Raw genomic sequence first — 19,670 nt, forward strand, 5'->3', positions numbered from 1 at the left:
TGCGCCGATGCGCTCGCCGTGGAGCGTGGGGGAATGTCCGCGAGCGCCGGACCGCCGAGCGGGGCATGGGACGAGTTGGCACTCGAGCTGGCGCTCGCGACCTTGCAGGCGGTGGCGAGCGGCAAGGACGCGCTCGCGCCCACGAAGCCGGGCGCCGCCGCGGCGGCGCGCGTGGTCGCGGCGCTGCGGTTCATCGACGAAACGCCAGACGCGCCGCATACGCTCGCGAGCCTCGCGGCGGCCGCGGGCGTGGGCGAATTCTATTTTCTGCGTACGTTCTCGGCCGTTGCGGGCGTGACGCCGCACCAGTATCTCCTGCGTGCGCGGCTGCGTGCCGCTGCGCTGCGCCTCGCCGCCGGCGATGAAGCGAAGATCGTCGATATTGCGCTCGCGAGCGGCTTCAACGATCTGTCGAACTTCAACGCGGCGTTTCGCGCGGAGTTCGGTGCGAGTCCCCGCGCGTGGCGTGCCGCGCAGCGAGAGCGTGATCTCGCGCGCACTTCATGGCCGAACCCCGCGCACGCGGCGGCGCGCGCCTGAGCCGCCCATGACGAGGGGGTTCAGGCGTGCCGCCCCGCGCTTCGCGTCATGCCTCACACTGATTCTTGTCTTCGCGAGCGCGGATGCCGGCGCTCAAATGAGCAACGAAGGCCCCGGCGCCGCTGCGCAAACCGACATCCCTCACTACACGCTCGAACGCGACGAGCATCTGTTCGTCGTCCAGCAGGACGGTTCGGTGGTCGAGGACGACGACACGGTGCTGCGCGCGAACACCAGCGCCGGCGTGGACCAGATCGCCCAGCGCTATGTCTGGTTCAATAAGGATATCGAAACGATCACGCAGCTCTCGGCCGAGACGATCGACCCCGACGGCACGAGGCACGCAGTCGGCCCGGGCGGCATTCGCGACGTGCAGGAGCCTCGTTCTGCGGGCGCGCCCACGTTCGAGGACGGCGTGCTGCGCACGGTCATTTTCCCGGGCGTCCAGGTCGGCTCGCGCGTGCATCTGCATTTCGCCAAGCGGCGCGCGAAGGCGCTCGAAGCCGGCACGTTCTCGTACTTTGTCGAGCCGACCAGCGAACCGGACTCGGGCGCCCCCGACTCGGGCGTCCCCGTCGAGTTTCAACGTCTGATCTTCGATCTGCCCGCCAACCTGCCGCTGCACGCCGACGCGCGCGGCTACACGGCGCTCGCCCCGGTGAGCGGGAACGGCCGCACCCGCTACACGTTCGAGTACCGGCATGGCGTCTATCCGCCGCTCGAAGCGGGCGCGGTGGCCTATGTGAACTGGGGCGACCGGCTGATGGTCTCGACCGTGCCCGACTTCGCCACGTTCGCGGCGCGTTACCGCGAGGCCGCCGCCGATCCCACGGCGACCGATCCGGCCGTCGCGGCGCTCGCGCAGTCGCTCACGGCAGGCGTGAGCGATCCGCGCGAGAAGGCGCGGCGCCTCTACGACTGGGTGCGCTTCAATATCCGCTACGTCGCGCTTTTTCTCGGCGAGACCGCGGCCGTGCCCCATCGCGTGACGGACATCCTGCGCAACCGCTATGGCGACTGCAAGGACCACGTGGCGCTCTTCACCGCGCTGCTCGCGGCGGCGGGTATACGCGCCGAGGCCGTGCTGCTCAACCTGGGCCCCGTGTACACGCTGCCGAGCGTGCCGGGCTACGGCGCCCACGCGATCAATCATGCGATTACGTGGCTGCCCGACCTTGACGTGTACGCCGACACTTCGTCGGGCGGCTACGCGTTCGGCTACCTTCCGCCGGGCGCGATGGACCGGCCCGCATTGCTCGTCGACGAAGGCGTGCTCGCGCGCACGCCAGCGACCGAGCGGCGCGAGCGCACCGCGCGCCTCTCACTCGACGTGGGACCGGCCGGCGACGCGGCCTACAGCTACTACGTCGAAGACGAGGGCGCGGGCGCGGAGCCGGAGCGCAACACGTTTCGCCGCGCGACGCGCGCGGGGGCGCAGCAGATCGCCGCGCAGCGGCTGCGCATGAGCGGCCTCGCGGGCACCGCGCGCGTGAGCACGAGCCCCACGGCCGCGACCGGCGGCCCCTTTTCGGTGACGATGGCAGGCACGCTCGATCACGTGGTGTGGCGCGACGGCACGACCGCGATCCCCGCGACGAGCAGCTTCACGGGCGGTATCGCCACACAGGCCGGCAACTGGCTCGCGCAGCCGCACCGCACGCAGCCGTGGGCGTGCATCGGCGGCGAGTACTCGGAGAGTGCGCAGATCGTGCTGCCCGCGTTCGCCCGCGTGACCGACGTGCCCAAGGACGCTCAGGTGAACGACGCGTTTCTCGACTACACGTCGCATTACGTGTTCGATGCGGCCTCGCGCACGCTGCAGATCGAGCGGCGGCTCTCGGCGCGCTTTGGCCACCAGATGTGCAGCGCCGACGAATTCACGCAGATGCGCGACGCGCTTTTGCGCATCGAGCGCGATACGCACGCGCAGATCGTCGTGCGCGCAGCGCGCGAGCCGCGTGAGCGATGACCGGCGCTCAGCCGCCGCGCGTCATGAGCGGCACCCACACGCCCTTTTTCACCTGCCAGAGCGTGGAGGTGCCGTTCTTGAGCGAGCCATCCGCCTCGAAGGCGATGCGGCCAGTCACGCCGTCGAAGGAGAGCGCCTTGAGCGCACTGCGGTATATGTCCGGCATCGCCGATTTCGCGTTGACCATCGCGTGGATCGCGGCCCACGCGGCGTCGTAGCCGAACGGCGCGTAGGCGAGCACGCTGGTGCCGAAGCGGCTCTTGTAGGCCTGCTCGAAGCGTGGGCCCTCGGGCAGTTGCGCGAGCGGGCGGCCATACTCCCAGGCCATCGCGCCTTCGCCAGCGGCGCCCGCCGCCTGGGTGAAGTCGGCGTTGGCCACGCCGCCGCCGCCCACGAACTGCGCGTGCATGCTGCGCGCCTTCATCTGCTTCACGAGCGCCGCGCCCTGGCGCGCGAGGCCGCCGAAGTAGAGCAGGTCCACGTCGGCGGCCTTGATCTTCGCGAGTTGCGGGCCGAAGTCGTTAGTGGGTCCCTCGGCGAATTCGCGCGCGACCACGTTGCCGCCGTGCTCGCGAACGGTGCGCTCGAACACGTCGGCTTCGCCCTGGCCGAACGCGCTGCGGTCATCGACAATGGCCACCCGTTTGGCCTTCATCATGTCCACGGCCCATGCGCCCGCCACACCGGCGTTCTGCGCGTCGTTTGCAATCACCATGAACGTGTTGGCGAAGCCCTGCGACGTGATGACGGGATTGGTGGCGGCGGGGCTGATCATCGGGATGCCGGCGCTCTCGTAGATGCGCGAGGCCGGAATGGCCGAGCCCGAGTTGAAATGGCCGACCACGGCGTTGACGCCCTGATTCGCCAGCGTCGCGGCGGCCTGGACGCCGAGGCGGGGGTCGGCGCGGTCGTCCAGAGGCACGAGCACGAAGTGGGCCGTTTGATCGCCGATCTTCAGGCTTTGCGCGTTGGCTTCGTCGAGGGCGAGCTGCACGCCGTTTTCCAGGTCGCGGCCATAATTCGCGTCGTCGCCCGAGAGCGGCGAGACGAAGCCGATGCGCACGTCGAGCGGGCCGGCGGCAAGCGCGCTGCTGCCGGAGCCCGGCGCGCCGAACGTCGCGGCGATGACGGCCACGAGCGCCGCCGCGCGCTTGCCGAATGCGCTAAATATGCCAAATGTTCCGGCGGCGTCGCACGGTGTGGCGAAGCGGGTGCCGAGGGCGTTGGCGACAGCGGTTCTGAGCGTGGCGGCGAGACTCATCGTGACTCCTGCGCGGCGGCGGCGTGGTGTTCTTCTGTGCATACGCCGGGCCGCGCGCCGGCCATGGCGGCGCACGCGGGGCGTCTCGTCTTCGGGTCTTCTGCTTGCGACTGCGGCTTGCCGGGACGTGCTGCGCGCAGTGGCCACGCGCGGCGGCGGGAGTGCTTGTGCCGGCTCCCCATGATGCGCCGGCTGGCTCGCGCGCCCTCGAGGCGACGCGGCTGGCGAGCAATATAGCAGGCTGCCGCTGCGCTGTCGCGCGACGCGTCCGCGCGGGCGCAACGACCGGGAAACGAGAGGAATGAGCGGATAACTACCGGAAGACTACTCGCCCCGCTGAAGCTCGAAGAGTGCGTCGCGCAGGTGCACGAGCGGCGCCATGGTATCGGCGCTCGCCCAGTCTTCGAGGTCGTCGAGCGCGCGGTTGCAACCGTCGAGCAGCACGTCGAGATCGATGGGGATGCCATTGGCGAGCGCGAAGCGAATCGTCGCTTCGAAGCGTTCGCATTCGTCCTCGCCGTACGAGATGTCGAGCGTGTCCGCGATAATCTGCGCGATGTCGCTGCGCTCGCGGTCGCTCTCGTCGACCATGTCGATGATGCCGCGCGCGACGTCGGGCGCATGGTAGAGCGCAATGTCGAGCCACACTGCGGCGTCGAAGCCGATTTCGTGGCTTTGCTCCTCGAAGTATTCGATGGCTTCCTGCTCGTGGGTATCGCCGGCGTCGACGGCAAGGCAAAGCTGCTCGAAATACTCTTCCTGTTCGCTACGGATCGAATCGGACATCGGTCATTCTCTCAAGGCGGTGGGCGCCGCGGCCGCGCGGATTGCCGGCGCGCGTCATGCGCTCGTTATGCGCTCGGCATTATAGGCCGTGCGCGGACCGCTTCAGTCCTGGCCTTGTCATCTGCTTGAATAGATCCTAGACGGCATCGACGGCCCAGGCGTCGTACCATTCGCGCGGCCGCGCGATCTGGTCCTGCGCCGCGATGATTTCCAGCTCGTAGCGGCCCGCGTCGTAAGTCGCCTTCACGACGGCGTTCACGGCCGCGAGCGTGTGCTCGAACGCGCGGCGCAGCGAGTCGCCGAGCATCAGGCGCGCGACGAACACCGCGCTCGTCACGTCGCCCACACCCACGGGCTGGCGCGCGAACGGATAGAGCGGACGCTGGCCCAGCCACGCTTCGCGCTCGGTCACGACGAGCATGTTGAAGTGGTCGGCGGGGCTGTTGCGGTCGAGCAGATGCTTCACGAGGATCAGCTTCGGCCCGCGGCTCAGCACTTCACGGCATGCGAGCACGGCTTCTTCCGCCGTCTCGATCTCGCGGCCCACGAGCCGTTGCAGTTCGCTGTGATTAGGCATCATCGCGTCGGCGACCTCGGGCATGTTGCGTACGAGGAACTCCTGAATGCCTGGCTCCACGCGGCAGCCCTTCTCGGCGTCGAGCGTGCCCATGACCGGGTCGCAGAAGTAGCGCGCCTGCGGATTGGCGGCTTTCACGGCGCGCACCACGTCGATCACGGCCTGGGCCTGCTCGGGCGCGCCCAGATAGCCGGACAGCACCGCGTCGCAGCGCGGGAGCACACCGATCGCGCCGATGCCTTCGACGAGATCCATGACTTCGTCCGAGCCGATGGCGGTGCCGGTCCAGTGGCCGTACTGCGTGTGATTGGAGAACTGCACGGTATTGAGCGGCCAGACATTGACGCCGAGGCGGCGCATGGGAAACACCGCGGCACTGTTGCCCGCGTGACCGAACACGACATGGGACTGGATGCTCAAAACGTTTTTCATGGCCGGTCCAGATTTCATTGTGGCTTGCGGCGCGCTTCGTACGGCGCGCCTTTACGCAGGTGCAGCAACGATAACCGAATTTGTTGCGGGCAGTCGATGGATGCGCGCGGTGTTCGCCTGCGCGCCTGTCCGCTACAGGGCGGGCTACGTGGGAGGATTGGGCCCGGCCAGTTCGCGATAGAGCGTCATGTAGCGTTGCGCCGATGCGGCCCAGCCGAAGTCCTGCCGCATCGCACGCGTGCGTGTCTCGCGCCAGTCGCGGCTGCGCCCATAGAGCGCGAAGGCGCGGCGAATCGCAGCCTTGAGCGCTTCGGGCTCGAAGCGCTCGAACACGAAGCCGGTGGCGAGGCCATCGGCGAGGTTTTCCAGCGAGGCGTCGACGACAGTATCGGCGAGGCCGCCCACGCGATGCACGAGCGGCAGCGCGCCATAGGCGAGCGCATAGAGCTGCGTGAGGCCGCACGGCTCGAAGCGCGACGGCACCATCATGACGTCGGCCCCCGCGACGATCTCGTGCGCGAGCGTCTCGTCGAAACCGAGCTCGACGGCCACCGACCCTGGATGCTGGCGCGCGGCGCGCAGGTAACCCTGTTCGAGGCTCGCGTCGCCGGTGCCGAGCACGACGAGCTGGCCGCCGCGCGCGACGATCTCGGGCACCGCCGCGAGCAGCAGGTCGAGGCCTTTTTGCTCGGTGAGGCGGCTCACCACGCCGAACACGGGGGCGTCGTGCTTCTGCGCGAGCTTAAGCCGCCCCTGCAGCGCCGCCTTGCAATGGAGCTTGCCGCTCTGCCGCGTCGCGGAGAAGCGCGCGGCGATGGCCCCATCGTTCGCCGGATTCCACACCGCGTAGTCCACGCCGTTGAGGATGCCGACGAGATCGTGCGCGCGCCCGCGCAGCAGCGCTTCGAGGCCGCCGCCTTGCGCGAGCGTCTGGATCTCGTGTGCGTAGGTCGGGCTCACCGTGGTGATCTTGTCGGCGAAATAGAGGCCGGCTTTCAGGAATGAAAGTTGTCCGTAGAACTCCACGCCGTGCATGTCGAAGAAGTCGCCCGGCAGGCCGAGGCTGTCGAACTGCTGCGCGGGGAAGATGCCCTGATAGGCGAGGTTGTGAATCGTGAAGATCGAGCGCGCGCCGCCGGGCGCCAGGCTCGCGCCGCGCTCGCGCGCCGCCGCGCGCAGGTAGGCAGGCGCGAGTCCGGCGTGCCAGTCGTGCGCCTGCACGATGGACGGTGCCCAGTCGGGGTCGAGATGCAACGCGAGTTGGGCTCCGGTCCAGCCGAGCAGCGCGAAACGCTGTGCGTTGTCGCCGTAGGGCACGTGCTCGGCATCGAGATAGGGGTTGCCGGCACGCGCGTAGAACGCATCGGCGCGGATCATGTAGACGGCGAGCTCGCTGCCGGGCAGGCGGCCGAGTTCCAGCGTCGCCGCGGGCGCCCCGAACGTGCGCGCGAGGCGCGCGACAGGGCGCAGGTCGGCGAGGCCTGCCGCCACGGGTGCGAAGCCCGGCAGCAGGATGCGCGCATCGGCGCCCTGTTCGATCAGCGCGGCGGGCAGGGCGGCGGTGACGTCGGCGAGGCCGCCGGTCTTCAGGAGCGGATACAGCTCGCTCGCAACGTGCAGGACGCGGATGGTCATCGGGAGTCAGTCCTCTCGGTGATCAGGTTTGATTGGGCGGCGCGCGTTGCCCGTCTTTGGACGGGCAACCCGTGGGCAAAGAGTCAGGGACCACGCAGCCAGCTAGCGAGCCAGTTTCGCCAGCGCTTCCCCCGTGACCAGCACGACACCGCTTTCCGTGCGATAGAAGCGCTCGCCGTCGCGCGCGGGGTCTTCGCCGATTACGGTGCCGTCGGGAATCCGGCAGCCCCGGTCCACCACGACCTTGCGCAGCCGGCAACTCGCGCCCACCGTCACTTGCGGCAACAAGACTGCCTCCGCAATGTTGCAAAACGACTGCACGACGACATTCGATGAGAGCACCGAGCGCGAGATCTGCGAACCCGAGATCACGCTGCCGCCGCACACGATCAGGTTCGTGCCCGAGCCTTGCAGGCCGTTGAGGTCGCGCACGAACTTCGCGGGCGGCAACTGCTCCTGGTAGGTCCAGATCGGCCAGTTGCGGTCGTAGAGATCGAGCGAGGGGATCGTCGAGGCGAGATCGAGGTTGGCCGACCAGTAGGCATCGACGGTGCCCACGTCGCGCCAGTAGGGTTCGGCCGCCGGATCCGACGACACGCAGGACATGCTGAACGGATGCGCGATTGCATTGCCGTCGCTCACCACGCGCGGAATGATGTCCTTGCCGAAATCGTGATCGGTGGCAGAACGCTCGATGTTCTCATCGAGCAGACGGACGAGATAGTTCGTGTCGAACACGTAGATGCCCATGCTCGCGAGCGCGATGTCGGGGCGGCCGGGCATGGCGGGCGGGTCGTCGGGTTTTTCGACGAAGCCGGTCACGCGGCGCGTCGCGTCGACGGCCATGACGCCGAACGCGCGCGCGTCCATGCGCGGCACCTCGATGCAGCCCACCGTGCAGTCGGCGCCGCTTGCGGCGTGGTCGGCGATCATGCGCGTGTAGTCCATCTTGTAGATGTGGTCGCCGGCCAGCACCACGACGTACTTCGGGCGGATCGAGCGGATGATGTCGATGTTCTGGTAGACGGCGTCCGCCGTGCCGCGATACCAGTGCGCGCCTTCCACGCGCTGCTGCGCCGGCCACAGGTCGAGGAATTCGTTGAACTCGCCGCGCAGGAAACCCCAGCCGCGCTGCAGGTGCCGCAACAGCGAGTGCGCCTTGTACTGCGTCACGACGGCAATGCGGCGGATGCCCGAATTCAGGCAGTTGGAAAGCGCGAAATCGATGATGCGGTACTTGCCGCCGAAGTACACCGCCGGCTTCACGCGCTTGTTGGTGAGCGGGCCGAGGCGCGTGCCGCGGCCGCCCGCGAGCACGATGGCGAGCGTGGTGCGTTGCAGATCGTTGAGGCTTGCCGGGGTTTCCATGGACGTCTCCTTGTTGTGCCCCCGGTGCGCCACCGCCCCAGCGTTGCCCTGCCGGCGCCGATGCGGTCGTTTTTGTGGCGTGCCTGTCGCGTCTCTCGTCTGGCCGAAGCCGTGGGCGCCTGGCACGTCCGTTGTGCGCTGCAATGAAGCTGGCGCTCGTCGCGGACGTCTTGCGCGCCCCGCATTGACTGTTCTAGCACCGATTGGGGCGCAGCGCGAATCGCCTGCACTTGCCCAGCGCGCGCCGCGTTCGTGCGAGGCGCTCGTGAAGCGCAAACGGCGTGCCTTGCGGGTGATGGCCGCGCAAAGCGCGAGGCGGACTCAGGGCCGCTAGAATCGCTCGCTGCACCCGCGCAATCGCGGCATCCCCGCCGACCGGATTGCTGCCCCACACCTTTTCGCCCGATCACCCCGTCGATGAGAGCCGTCCTGAATCGCACGCTTGTCCGTTTCGCCGCTTGCATCGCCGCGCTCGTCGCGGCCGGGCTCTGTCACGGCGCGCATGCGGCCGATCCCGCCGCGAGCGCGGCCGCGTCATCTGACGCGTCAGCATTTCAGGGCGCGACGCAAACGCCCGATGGCCCCGCCTATGGCCCGGAGCTTCAGGGCTTCGAATATCCGCATCCCGTGCATGAGTTCACGTTCGTTTCGCAGGGGCAGACGCTGCGTATGGCCTACATGGACGTGCAGCCCGAGCAACCCAACGGGCGAGTCGCGGTGCTGCTGCACGGCAAGAATTTTTGCGGGGCGACCTGGGACGCCACCATCCGCGAACTGCATGCCGCGGGCTACCGCGTGATCGCGCCGGACCAGATAGGCTTTTGCAAATCGAGCAAGCCGGCTGCGTACCAGTTCAGCTTCCAGCAACTCGCGCGCAACACGCATGCGCTGCTCGCGGCGCTCGGCGTGCACGATGCGACGATCATCGGGCATTCGACGGGGGGCATGCTCGCGGTTCGCTACGCGCTCATGTATCCGCGTGAAACCGGGCAGCTCGTGCTCGTGAACCCGATCGGGCTCGAAGACTGGAAGGCGAAGGGCGTGCCCTCGATCTCCGTGGACGACTGGTACGCGCGCGAACTGAAGACCAGCGCCGACGGCATTCGCCGCTACGAGCAGGCCACCTATTACGCGGGGCAGTGGCGGCCGGCTTACGAGCCGTGGGTGCAGATGCTGGCGGGCATGTATCGCGGGCCGGGAAAGACGCAGGTGGCGTGGGATTCGGCGCTGCTCTACGACATGATCTACACGCAGCCCGTGATCTACGAGTTCGGCCAGTTGCAAGTGCCGACGCTGCTGCTGATCGGCGACAAGGACACGACCGCCATCGGCAAGGACTTCGCCCCGCCCGAGGTGCGCGCGCAGCTCGGCCATTATCCGGCGCTGGCGAAGGCCGCGCAGCGCGCCATTCCCCACGCGACACTCGTGGAGTTCCCCGATCTGGGCCATGCGCCGCAGATGCAGGATCCGCAGGCATTTCACGCCGCGCTGCTTCAGGGGCTCGACGCGCTGAACGCTTCCCACTGAGCGCGCACTTGAGAAAGCGGGCACCGGAGCGACGCCGCGCGCCCTGACTGGATCGGCGCGGGCGCGCGCCGGAATCGCCGCGCCCAATCGTCGTAGCCGTTACCTTCCCGTTGCCGTTTCCTTCAATTCGTCGCGCGCCTGCGCCGCCATCTCGAACGAACGCAAACGCGCCGCGTGGTCGTAGATCTGCGCGGTGACGATGAGCTCGTCCGCGCCAGTCTGCTCGATGACCGAGGCGAGGCCCGCACGCACCGTTTCGCTATCGCCCACCACGGAGCAGGCGAGCGAGTGCGACACGCCGGCCAGTTCGAATTCGCTTGCTTCGATCTGCTCGACCGGCGGCGGCAACTGTCCCGGCGTGCCGCGGCGCAGGTTCACGAACTGCTGCTGCAGCGAGGTGAAGAGAAAGCGCGCTTCTTCTGTGGTGGGCGCGCCGAACACGTTCACACCCACCATCGCATGCGGTTTGGCGAGCACCGCCGAGGGGCGGAACTGCGAGCGATAGAGGCGCAACGCCGTGAGCAGGTGGTCGGGCGCGAAGTGCGAGGCGAAGGCGAACGGCAGGCCCATCGCCGCGGCGAGCTGGGCGCCATAGAGGCTCGAGCCGAGGATGTAGAGCGGCACGTTCAGGCCCGCGCCGGGCACCGCGCGCACGCGCTGGCCCTCGACCGGTGCGCCGAAATAGCGTTGCAGCTCGGCCACGTCGTCGGGAAAGCTGTCGGCGCTGCCCTGCAAGTCGCGCCGCAGTGCGCGCGCCGTGGTCTGGTCCGTGCCCGGCGCACGCCCGAGTCCGAGATCGATGCGGCCAGGATAGAGGGCCTCAAGCGTGCCGAACTGCTCGGCGATTACGAGCGGCGCATGGTTCGGCAGCATGATGCCGCCCGAGCCCACGCGGATGCGTTGCGTGCCGCCCGCCACGTAGCCGATCACCACCGAGGTCGCCGCGCTGGCAATCCCCGCCATGTTGTGGTGCTCGGCAAGCCAGAAGCGCTGGTAGCCCCAGCGTTCGGCGTGCTGGGCGAGATCGAGCGTGTTGCGCAGGGCAGCGCCGGCGTGAGAGCCAGCCGGAACGGGCGAGAGGTCGAGGACGGAGAAAGGGATCATGGAATAGCGCAAGACCAGGAAGGGAGGAGCGACGGGCATGCGATGCGCCGGCATGCGCCCGCAAGGCAGTCGCAAGGTGCGGCCATTGTGCCAAAGCGGTGTCGTTCGCGCTGGCGGCCGCCGTGAACCCATGCGGCTGGGGTGGATTCAAGCTCGATCGCCTTGATCAGGGAAGATTTTGATCATCGGCGAGAACGGTTTTTATTGAGATGCCTCTGGACGCGGCTGCATTCAAATCGATGAATCACGCATTACCGTTTGCTTACCGATTCTTTTCGAGACAGAAAAGCGCTGGAAGCGCGCCGTTCAAAAATTGAAACCCTCGTGGTGTTGCATTTCGGGAAACGCATTTTCCTGTGGGTGCCGGAAGCAACCGATCGATCTTGCTGCTACAATTTTTCGCTTGAATCGGGGGAACCACCAGGCTTGGCAAGCAGGCTTGGCAAGTGCAGTGGTCAGGTTATCGGCTGATTCATTCTTCATCCAATTTGCGTCGCATCGCGCAAACCGGCATCGAGTGCCTCGGTTTGGCGCCTCCGTTCGATGGGACGGCTACGATGCGCGGTTTATTTTCTGAATTCTCAGGGCAGGGAAATGGTTAGTGGCGATACGCTAGCTCCGGTCGGCGCAACGCAGGAGCATTACGCCTTGCGCGCCGCCGGCGGCAATCGCATCCGGGTCAGTTTGCTGAGCGGCAGCATGGGCGCGAGCAGTGCGACTGGCCGTGACTGTGCGCGAGGCAGGTTCGTCCGCGCGAGCCGGCGAGGCGGCATCGCATGATGGCGCCGCTCGTTTTCGCTTCGCCCTGGCCGGCGCTCGTGTGGCTCGTGGTCGCGTTGTGTGGGGTGGCCGCCTTTTACGGCCTCGTCGCCGCGCTCACCATGCCGCGTCTCGGCACGGCGACGCTCGTGCGCGAGGCGGCGAGCCGCGCGCGCAGTGCGCGACTGCAACCGGTGAGCGTGCTCAAGCCCCTGTGCGGGGCCGAGCCGCGTCTCTACGAGAACCTCGCCACCTTCTGCGAGCAGCACCATCCGCGCTTTCAGTTGCTGTTCGGCGTTTCGTCGCCGGCCGATCCCGCCATTGCCGTCGTGCGCCGCCTGCAGGCAGCTTATCCGGGCCACGACATCGAGCTCGTGATCGACCCGCGCGTGCACGGCAGCAATCTCAAGGTGAGCAATCTCATCAATCTCGCGGCGCGCGCGCGTTATGACGCGATCGTCCTTGCCGATAGCGATATCGCGGTCGAGCCCGATTATCTCGAGATCGTCACCGCGCCGCTCGCCGACCCGGACGTGGGTGTCGTGACGTGTCTTTACAGCGCGCGCAGCATCGGCGGCTTCTGGCCGCGCGTGGGCGCGCTCTTCATCAACGAATGGTTCGCGCCCTCGGTGCGGGTCGCGCATTCCACGGGCTCGCGCGCCTTCGGCTTTGGCGCGACGCTCGCGCTTTCGCGCACAACGCTCGAACGCATCGGCGGGTTCGCCGCCCTCAAGGACTGCCTCGCCGACGACTATCTGCTCGCCCGTTACGCACGCGATCACGGCCTTGCCACGGTGCTTGCGCCGGTGGTCGTCGCCACCGACGTGATCGAGCCCACCTTCAGCTCGCTCTGGCTGCGCGAGACGCGCTGGCTGCGCACGATCCGCTCCGTGAATCCGGCGGGCTTCGCGTCGCTTTTCATCACATTCCCCACGCCGTGGCTCGTGGCGGGCGCGCTGTTCTACGCCGTGATCGCGGCAGGTGCGGGGGTCGGCGCCTGCGCGGCGACGCGCGCGGCGTTGGCTTCACTGGCCACGGCCACGCTTGGGGGTATCATTGCGCGTTTGATCCTGCACGCGCGCGCGAGCGGAAGCTGGCGCGCGTTCTGGCGCGATTTGCCGCTCGTGCCGCTGCGCGACCTGCTGCTGGCCCTCCAGTGGCTGTCTGCCGCGTTCGGCTCGCACGTGATCTGGCGCGGCGTGCGCGTGAGCGTCGCCAATCCCGAAGCCGAAGCGCCCTCCGCCATGGCGAGGCCTGCGAGCGCGCGGCGGCCCGCCGTCGAGGGATCGGACGCTCGCTGAGCGGGTTCGCCTGTCGCGGCGGCTGCGTGCCTCGCTCGTTGCGTCGCTTTTTGCGTTGCTGTTACTAAGCGCTGACTATTTATCGAATGTCACATCAATCATCACCCGAAAAAGAAAAGGGTACCGGGAGCACTCATCGCATGAAAACGCTGTTTCTGCAGGCCCCGTCGTATGACGGCTTCGACGGTGGCGCGGGTTCGCGCTATCAGGCAAAGCGCGAGATTCGCTCGTTCTGGTATCCGACGTGGCTCGCGCAGCCTGCGGCGCTCGTGCCGGGCAGCCGCGTGGTCGACGCGCCGGCCGACGGCCTCTCCGTGGAAGAGACGCTCAAGATCGCAGCCGAATACGACCTCGTCATCATCCATACGAGCACGCCGTCGTTCCCGACCGACGCGCTCTTCTGCGAAGACCTGAAAAAGCGCAAGCCGTCGGTCGTCATTGGCCTCGTGGGCGCGAAGGTGCAGGTCGATCCGCACAACTCGCTCACCGCGACCGAGGCGATCGATTTCGTCTGCCGCGAGGAATTCGACTTCACCTGCAAGGAAATCGCCGAGGGCATGCCGCTTGCCGAGGTCAAGGGCATTTCCTGGCGCGCGAAGGACGGCTCGATCGAGCACAACGAAGGCCGTCCGGTGCTCGAGGACATGGACTCGCTGCCGTTCGTCGCGCCGATCTACAAGCGCGACCTGAAGATCGAGAACTACTTCATCGGTTACCTGAACTATCCGTACGTGTCGATCTACACGGGTCGTGGCTGCAAGTCGCGCTGCACGTTCTGCCTCTGGCCGCAGACGGTGAGCGGCCACGTCTACCGCACGCGCTCGGTGGAGAACGTGCTGGAAGAAGCGAAGTGGATCCGCGAGAACATGCCGGAAGTCAAGGAGCTCATGTTCGACGACGATACCTTCACCGACAACCTGCCGCGCGCCGAAGCCATCGCCGTCGGCCTCGGCAAGCTCGGCTGGACGTGGTCGTGCAACGCCAAGGCGAACGTGCCGTACAAGACGCTCAAGATCATGAAGGAAAACGGGCTGCGTCTCTTGCTCGTGGGCTTCGAATCGGGCGACGACCAGATTCTCGTGAACATCAAGAAGGGCGTGCGCACGGATTTCGCGCGCCGCTTCAGCGCGGACTGCAAGAGCCTCGGCATCAAGGTCCACGGCACCTTCATTCTGGGCCTGCCGGGCGAGACGAAGGAAACGATCAAGAAGACGATCGAGTACGCGAAGGAAATCAATCCGCACACCATTCAGGTGTCGCTCGCGGCGCCGTATCCGGGCACGACGCTCTATAACCAGGCCGTGGAAAATGGCTGGATGGAAGAGAACAAGACCATCAACCTGGTGAGCAAGGAAGGCGTGCAGCTGGCGGCGATCGGCTACGCGCATCTGTCGCGCGAGGAGATCTATCACCACCTCGAGCAGTTCTACCGGCAGTTCTATTTCCGGCCTTCGAAGATCTGGGAGATCGTGCGCGAGATGCTCACGAGCTGGGACATGATGAAGCGCCGTCTGCGCGAAGGCGTGGAGTTCTTCCGCTTCCTGCGCGCGCACGAGGCATGATGGACCGGTCGTCAGGCCGCAGTGGGCAGGACCGGCGCGCGCTCATCTTCACCGCCGACGACTTTGGCCTGCACGAGCGGGTCAATGCCGCGGTGGAGCGCGCGCATCGCGAGGGCGTGCTCGACTGCGCGAGCCTGATGGTGGCCGCGCCCGCCGCGGCCGACGCCGTGGCGCGCGCGCGGCGCACGCCGGGCTTGCGCGTGGGGCTGCATCTGGTGCTGGCCGACGGCGCGGCGACGCTGCCGCGCGCGCAGATTCCCGCGCTCGTCGATGCCCAGGGGCGCTTCGGCGACGACATGGTCCGCGATGGCGTGCGCTTCTTCTTCCTGCCACACGTGCGCCGGCAGCTCGCGAAGGAGATTCGCGCGCAGTTCGAAGCGTTCGCGGCGACCGGGCTCGCGCTCGATCACGTGAACACGCACAAGCATTTTCATCTGCATCCCACGGTGCTCGCGCTGATCCTCGAAATCGGCCGCGACTATGGTCTGCGTGCGATGCGTCTGCCGCTCGAAGCGGGCGCGCCGCTCGCGCTCAGGCCCTGGCTCGCGCTCGTGCGCGCGCGGCTCGCCCGAGCGGGCGTCGCGCACAACGACTACGTGGTTGGTATCGCGAAGACGGGCGCCATGGACGAGGCCACCGTGCTCGATGCGCTCGCGCACCTGCCCGCGCACGGCGTGGGCGAGATCTATTGCCATCCGGCTCTCGCCGATGAGGCGCACGAAGGACCCATCACGCCGTCGATGCGCACGTATCGTCATTCGGACGAGTTCGGCGCGCTCATCTCGCCGCGCGTGGCGGCAGCGCTCGCGCAGGCGGGCGTGCGTCGCGGCGGCTTTACCGACGTCTTTTTCGGCGCAGGCCCCGGTTCCGCGGCGTCACATGGCGCAGAGGTGCAGGCGTCATGAAGTGGCTGCAATGGCTCGGCTTGCCGGTCGGGATCGCCATCCTGATCGGTCTCGTCGTGCATAACGGCGCGCACGACGTGCTGCGCGTCATCGGCACGGCCGGGCCGGTGCTGCTCTGGCTCGTGCCGTTCCACGCGCTGCCGCTGCTGCTCGACGCCCACGCGTGGCGCCTTCTGCTCGACAAGCGCGCGCCGCTCAGCTTTCTCTGGTGGACCGCGACCGTGCGCGAGGCCGTGAACCGGCTCTTGCCCGTGGTGGGCGTGGGTGGCGAACTCGTCGGCATTCGCCTCGCGCGCTGGAAGGTGCGCAATGCGAGCGAGGTCACGGCTTCGGTGATCGTGGAGGTGTTCGTGACGATCGCCGTGCAATACGCGTTTTCTGCGTTGGGTGTCGTGCTGATCGTCGCGGCGATCGGCGATGGCGGCTCGTGGCGCACCATCGTCACGATCGCGCTCGCGCTGGTGCTCTCCGCGCCGCTGCCTCTGCTGGCGGTGTTCCTGCTGCGCCGCGGCGGCGTCTTTCATGCGATCGAACGGTGGGCCGCGCGTCTGCTCGGCAGCGAAAACGCACTCGTGTCCGGTCTCGACGGCAAGCAGCTCGACGCCGATCTCGACGCGCTGATGTCGCGCACCGGCCTCATGTTCCGCGCGTTCTTCTGGCAGCTCGGCGGCTACATGCTCGGCGCGTTCGAGACGTGGTGGGCGCTCGCGCTGCTCGGCCATCCGGTCACGGTGGGCGACGCGCTCGCCATCGAGGCCATCACGCAGGCCGTGCGCCATGCCGCCTTCATGGTGCCCGCCGGCCTCGGCGTGCAGGAAGTCGCCGTGGTGCTGCTTGCCCAGCTCTTTGGCGTGAGCCAGGAGGTGGCGTTCTCGCTGGCGCTCGTCAAACGCATGCGCGAAGTGGTGTTCGGCGTGCTCGCGTTGATCTCCTGGCAGGTCGCCGAGATCGTGCGCACGCGTCGCACGGTGCGCCACAACGTGAGCCACGGCGCGCAGTCCGTCGAGGCGCGTCCCGCCGTGGCCAGCGCACCCGCTTACGCGTCCCGCCCGCAGCGGGACACCGAGCACGACCGCGTCCATTGACGGTACATTGTGGAGATGTCGATGCGTGCCCGAGCTGGGCGCGCGTCGGCGCAAGCCCGTGCTGATGCGTTAGCAAGGACATGAGGCCCACGTTTTCATCCACGCGCTCGCTCGCGCTCGCGTGCGCCGCCCTGGCGGCGTTCACGCTTTCCGGCTGCGACGCTCGCCAGTTCGATGCCATGCTCGACTCCATACGGCAGGGATTCAAGACGTTCTTCGATTCGGTGAAGCCCGACGCGCTGCTGCTCAAGGGCCTCACGCCCGGCGTCTCCACGCTCGAGCAGGTGCGCGAGCAGATGGGCAAGCCCGAGATGGAGCGCGTGTTCGACGACGGTTCGCGCCGCCTCGAATATCCGCGCGGTCCTCAGGGGCTCAAGACATGGATGGTCGACATCGGCCCGAACGGCCGGCTCGTCGCGATCACCCAGGCACTCACGGCGGAAAACTTCGCGAAGATCCGCATCGGCATGAGTGAGGACGAGGTGCGGCGTCTGCTGGGCAAGCCGGGGCAGGTGGCCGGCTACCGCCTGAAGAAGGAGACCGTGTGGAGCTGGAAGTGGCTGGAAGGGGGCGTGACACCCGAAGCGTATTTCAACGTGCATTTCGGACCGGACGGGCGGGTGACGACGACCTCGCGCTCGGACGTGATCCGCGGGCACTGACTCCGTTGACCCACGACTACAGAGGGAGGCGCGCATGATGAACCGGCGACGGCCCAGGTGCGTGGGCCTCGTGCTCGGCGGCGGCGCGGCGCGCGGCTGGGCGCACATCGGCGCGATCCGCGCGCTCGAGGAAGCGGGTATCAAGCCCGATGTGGTGTGCGGCACGTCGATCGGCGCGCTCGTCGGCGCCGTCTATGCGAACGGCGATCTCGACTGGCTCGAGGACTGGGCCGGCAAGCTCACCTGGCAGACCGTGGTGCGCCTGCTCGATCTGCGTATTTCGGGCGGCCTGCTGGGCGGACGCAAGGTGATCGACGTCTTTGCGCACCAGTTCAACGGCCGGTCGATCGACGATCTGCGGTTGCCGTTCACGGCGGTCGCGACCGAGCTCGACACCGGGCGCGAAGTCTGGCTGCGCGAGGGCGGCGTGGTGGATGCCGTACGCGCCTCGATCGCGATTCCCGGCATCTTCACGCCGATCTGGCATGACGGCGTGTGGCTAGTCGACGGCGGCCTCAGCAATCCCGTGCCGGTGTCCGCCGCGCGCGCGATGCGTGCCGACACGGTGATCGCGATCGACCTCAATCACGACATCCTCAACGGCCGCGATCTTGGCGGCGCGATCGACACGATGCCGCGCGAACTCCCCGTGGAGGCGAGCGACGCGGCGGCCGCCGCATCGGCCGCGGCTTTGACCGGCAGCGCGGACGCCGACACCGCAGACGGATCGGCCAACGGCGGCGCGGCGCCGGAGCCGCTCCTGCGCCGCAACGGCAAGCGCTTCCCGCGCTGGCTGCAGCCGGCGGGGCCGGGCGCGGTGGGCGGCGAGGACGTGCGCGTGGCGCCGCCGCCCAGCACGCGCGTGCCTTCCGTGCTGAGCTCGGTGGCCCAGAGCATCGACATCATGCAGGTGCGCATCACGCGCAGCCGCCTCGCGGGCGAACCCGCCGACGTGCTGATCCAGCCGCGCCTGGGCGGCATGGGCATCTTCGATTTTCATCGCGCCGCGCCCGCCATCGAGGAGGGGCGCGCGGCCGTGCAGTACATGATGCCGGCCATCAAGGCGCAATTGGGTTTGGACTAGCGCGCGTTCCGGCTTACGTGCGGCTACAGATCGAGAATACCGGCGACGGCGAATTTCGCCGCCTCCAGTTCGTCCGCAGTCGCCGCTTCGCCTTTGTAGCGCCAGATTCTTCCCGTGAGGGAAAGCGTGACGATCTGGTCGGCCATCGCGACGCAGGGCTTCGAAAGTCCGCTGATGGGAATTTCCGATTCCCATCCGTGAATGCTGCTGGTGATGGGGAGCCCGATAAAGCGGCTCGTGAGTTCGTTGAATTCGCTATCGGTGAGCACCAGGGCGGGACGATAGCCGTCCTGCTCGTTTCCCGCGCCCGGCCCGACATTGAGCCAAAGAATGTCGCCTGCGTCCGGTGTGCCGTTCTTCATGCGTTCCTTACCATTGGTCGAAACGCGCGGGGTCGTCGGGTCCGCCGATCTCGGAACCTTGCGGCTGGCCGAAGTCGATGTCCGGATGCTGCTGCAGCTTGCGCTCGCGCAACTGCTGCAAATAGCGCTCGCGCGAGAAGCGCCGGATTGCCGCGTGCGGGCGGACCGTGAGCAACCCATCTTCGACCTCGACCTCGACTTCCTGCCCCTCCGCCAAAGCCAGCCTGGCGGCCAGGGTGGAAGGAATGCGCACCGCAAGGCTGTTGCCCCAGCGCTTCAGGGTTTGTATCGCCATTTCGTCCTCGTATTGAATCGGCCTTCTGGCCAATAGCGCATTAAGCCTGATGTCCATACTTGTCGTGGTGTATCTACGGTGTTGATACAAGATCGATACTAGGTGGGCGGACGCCGTGTGTCAACGCGTTGATACGTGTCGTGTTAGCTCCCTGTGCGGAGATAGATCAAGGAATGCTGCGCCGCCTGCCTGGACCACCCGCGCGCGCACCCGGCACGCGCGCCGCACGCCTATCGAAAAAGCGACCCGAAACTTGCGAAAACGCCCTGCTTGCCAGGGCGTTCTCTTCCCTTTCAACTGCATCGCGCCCGCCACTGTGCGGGCCGTTGCGCCTGCGACCACGCGCCGCATCGCGATGCTGCGCTGCAATATCCGCGCCGTGCCAGTTTGAGCAATCCATTTTGCACTGAGACGATCCGCGCCAATTCACCCGGTTGCGGCGGCGCCCAGTGCCTG

The 19,670-nt window shown here is 67.5% G+C and carries 17 protein-coding genes; 9 read left to right on the forward strand and 8 right to left on the reverse strand.

Annotated features, from left to right (window positions below):
• Both BMI01S_RS23630 and BMI01S_RS23635 read left to right on the forward strand, forming a co-directional pair.
• On the forward strand, positions 1–540 hold a 540-nt coding region (locus tag BMI01S_RS23630; protein WP_042290771.1), incomplete at its 5' end, for a helix-turn-helix domain-containing protein.
• A 97-nt stretch (positions 541–637) separates the two neighbouring features.
• Entirely contained in the window at positions 638–2,509 is a 1,872-nt protein-coding gene (locus tag BMI01S_RS23635) for a DUF3857 domain-containing transglutaminase family protein (RefSeq protein WP_154671223.1), read from the forward strand.
• 7 nt (positions 2,510–2,516) lie between these two features.
• Here the strand turns inward: BMI01S_RS23635 and BMI01S_RS23640 are convergent, their stop codons facing one another.
• From BMI01S_RS23640 to glgC, 5 genes are all read right to left on the reverse strand, one after another.
• Positions 2,517–3,770, reverse strand: coding sequence for a branched-chain amino acid ABC transporter substrate-binding protein (locus BMI01S_RS23640; protein ID WP_051381395.1), 1,254 nt, complete (start codon positions 3,768–3,770; stop codon positions 2,517–2,519).
• Positions 3,771–4,094: 324 nt separating this feature from the next.
• Entirely contained in the window at positions 4,095–4,556 is a 462-nt protein-coding gene (locus tag BMI01S_RS23645; RefSeq protein ID WP_028230778.1) for a hypothetical protein, read from the reverse strand.
• Positions 4,557–4,692: 136 nt separating this feature from the next.
• Positions 4,693–5,565, reverse strand: a complete 873-nt coding sequence (pdxY, locus tag BMI01S_RS23650) for a pyridoxal kinase PdxY (protein ID WP_028230777.1) — start codon at positions 5,563–5,565, stop codon at positions 4,693–4,695.
• 144 nt (positions 5,566–5,709) lie between these two features.
• Positions 5,710–7,200 (reverse strand): glycogen synthase GlgA, encoded by a 1,491-nt coding sequence (gene glgA, locus BMI01S_RS23655; RefSeq protein WP_028230776.1) that lies wholly within the window; start codon positions 7,198–7,200, stop codon positions 5,710–5,712.
• 102 nt (positions 7,201–7,302) lie between these two features.
• A complete protein-coding gene (gene glgC / locus BMI01S_RS23660; protein ID WP_028212111.1) occupies positions 7,303–8,568 on the reverse strand; it encodes a glucose-1-phosphate adenylyltransferase in 1,266 nt (421 codons plus the stop codon).
• 417 nt (positions 8,569–8,985) lie between these two features.
• Between glgC and BMI01S_RS23665 the strand changes: the two genes are divergently transcribed.
• Positions 8,986–10,095, forward strand: a complete 1,110-nt coding sequence (locus BMI01S_RS23665) for an alpha/beta fold hydrolase (RefSeq protein WP_042290776.1) — start codon at positions 8,986–8,988, stop codon at positions 10,093–10,095.
• A 99-nt stretch (positions 10,096–10,194) separates the two neighbouring features.
• Here BMI01S_RS23665 and BMI01S_RS23670 read toward each other — a convergent pair whose 3' ends face one another.
• On the reverse strand, positions 10,195–11,274 hold the full coding sequence (locus BMI01S_RS23670; protein ID WP_407668991.1) for an LLM class flavin-dependent oxidoreductase: 1,080 nt from the start codon (positions 11,272–11,274) through the stop codon (positions 10,195–10,197).
• Positions 11,275–11,978: 704 nt separating this feature from the next.
• On the opposite strand from BMI01S_RS23670, the gene hpnI reads away from it, so the two are divergent.
• The 6 genes from hpnI to BMI01S_RS23700 all read left to right on the forward strand — a co-directional run bounded on the left by hpnI (position 11,979) and on the right by BMI01S_RS23700 (position 18,557).
• On the forward strand, positions 11,979–13,259 hold the full coding sequence (gene hpnI / locus BMI01S_RS23675; RefSeq protein WP_407668996.1) for a bacteriohopanetetrol glucosamine biosynthesis glycosyltransferase HpnI: 1,281 nt from the start codon (positions 11,979–11,981) through the stop codon (positions 13,257–13,259).
• A gap of 140 nt (positions 13,260–13,399) precedes the next feature.
• Entirely contained in the window at positions 13,400–14,821 is a 1,422-nt protein-coding gene (gene hpnJ, locus BMI01S_RS23680; protein WP_028212114.1) for a hopanoid biosynthesis associated radical SAM protein HpnJ, read from the forward strand.
• Positions 14,821–15,726, forward strand: coding sequence for a hopanoid biosynthesis-associated protein HpnK (gene hpnK / locus BMI01S_RS23685; protein ID WP_036044804.1), 906 nt, complete (start codon positions 14,821–14,823; stop codon positions 15,724–15,726). Before hpnJ ends, hpnK begins: the two co-directional genes overlap by 1 nt.
• Positions 15,723–16,811 (forward strand): lysylphosphatidylglycerol synthase domain-containing protein, encoded by a 1,089-nt coding sequence (locus BMI01S_RS23690; protein ID WP_028212116.1) that lies wholly within the window; start codon positions 15,723–15,725, stop codon positions 16,809–16,811. Before hpnK ends, BMI01S_RS23690 begins: the two co-directional genes overlap by 4 nt.
• A gap of 80 nt (positions 16,812–16,891) precedes the next feature.
• Positions 16,892–17,473: a lipoprotein gene (locus BMI01S_RS23695; protein WP_042290778.1), complete on the forward strand. Its 582-nt coding sequence runs from the start codon at positions 16,892–16,894 to the stop codon at positions 17,471–17,473.
• A gap of 34 nt (positions 17,474–17,507) precedes the next feature.
• Entirely contained in the window at positions 17,508–18,557 is a 1,050-nt protein-coding gene (locus BMI01S_RS23700; RefSeq protein ID WP_028230773.1) for a patatin-like phospholipase family protein, read from the forward strand.
• 23 nt (positions 18,558–18,580) lie between these two features.
• On the opposite strand, the gene BMI01S_RS23705 is transcribed toward BMI01S_RS23700, so the two are convergent.
• Both BMI01S_RS23705 and BMI01S_RS23710 read right to left on the reverse strand, forming a co-directional pair.
• Positions 18,581–18,919: a type II toxin-antitoxin system PemK/MazF family toxin gene (locus tag BMI01S_RS23705; protein WP_028230772.1), complete on the reverse strand. Its 339-nt coding sequence runs from the start codon at positions 18,917–18,919 to the stop codon at positions 18,581–18,583.
• A gap of 7 nt (positions 18,920–18,926) precedes the next feature.
• Positions 18,927–19,214 carry an AbrB/MazE/SpoVT family DNA-binding domain-containing protein gene (locus BMI01S_RS23710; protein WP_028212120.1) on the reverse strand — a complete coding sequence of 96 codons (288 nt, stop codon included), beginning with the start codon at positions 19,212–19,214 and terminating at the stop codon, positions 18,927–18,929.
• Between the last annotated feature and the right edge of the window lie 456 nt (positions 19,215–19,670).

This window comes from Paraburkholderia mimosarum LMG 23256 = NBRC 106338 (assembly GCF_000739815.1).
GTDB lineage: Bacteria > Pseudomonadota > Gammaproteobacteria > Burkholderiales > Burkholderiaceae > Paraburkholderia > Paraburkholderia mimosarum.